This is a genomic window from Nonomuraea lactucae, from assembly GCF_003313395.1.
Lineage (GTDB): Bacteria > Actinomycetota > Actinomycetes > Streptosporangiales > Streptosporangiaceae > Nonomuraea > Nonomuraea lactucae.
In genome coordinates this window covers 1-941 of the sequence record NZ_QNFZ01000400.1, presented here as the reverse complement: position 1 = coordinate 941, position 941 = coordinate 1, and the positions used below count along the sequence as shown (strand labels likewise).

The following is a 941-nucleotide window of genomic DNA, read 5'->3' as shown; positions in this document are numbered from 1 at the left end:
GGGCGGGCACGGCGGGCGGCCCGGTCGGCGGGGCGGCGGGACTCCGCCGGGCCGTCGCGACGTCGACCTCGCCGGGCGGAGCGATCGGGGAGCGACGCCGGTTCGTCATGCGCGAGTCCTTTCGTGGCTGGCCTCGGGTCCGTGCGGGTGCCGCCGTGAGCATCCCTCCCCGAGATCCATACCCGGGGTTCACAGCGGGTAGCGCGGCCACATGCGCGGTGCGCCGCCTACGTGAGTCGTCCCACGTGCGCGAGGGCCTGCTTGAGCAGGACCCCGTGTCCCCCCGTCATCTCCTGCTGGACCAGCGGCGAGGCAGCCTCCTCGGGCGTGAACCACACCAGGTCGAGCGCGTCCTGCCGGGGACGGCAGTCGCCGCGCACCGGGACGATGTAGGCGAGCGACACCGCGTGCTGGCGCGGATCGTGGTACGGCGTGACGCCGGGCGTCGGGAAGTACTCGGCCACGGTGAACGGCGTGGGCGAGGCCGGCAGGCTCGGCAGCGCGACGGGCCCGAGGTCCTTCTCCAGGTGGCGCAGCAGGGCGTCGCGGACCCGTTCGTGGTAGAGCACCCTCCCGGAGACCAGAGCCCGGCTCACGGTCCCGTCCGGCGCGATGCGCAGCAGCAGGCCGACCCGGGTCACGGTGCCCGTGTCGTCGACCCGCACCGGCACGGCGTCGACGTACAGGATCGGCATCCGGCCGCGCAGCGACTCGAGCTCCTCCGGATCGAGCCAACCGGGCACGGTTTCGGTCATTTCGGTCATCCGCTGATCGTACTTGGCGCCAGCGGCCGTACGTGGGAGGGCGTATCGGTTCTGGTGAACGTTTGGTCTAACAGGCCGGCGGCCGGACGGCGCGCGGCCCTGCCGCGCCACCGTCGCGGCCGCCCGGCTCGTCGTGGTGGCCCGCCGGGCCGTCGAAGCTGATGCTCACGACGAGGT

At 73.5% G+C, this 941-nt stretch carries 1 protein-coding gene; it reads right to left on the bottom strand.

All coding sequences use genetic code 11. The features are described from left to right. Window positions 1–227: 227 nt before the first annotated feature. The gene (locus DQW85_RS22190; protein WP_205315314.1) at window positions 228–764 is read right to left on the bottom strand and encodes an NUDIX hydrolase family protein; all 537 of its coding nucleotides are present in this window, start codon (window positions 762–764) and stop codon (window positions 228–230) included. Window positions 765–941 lie beyond the last annotated feature (177 nt).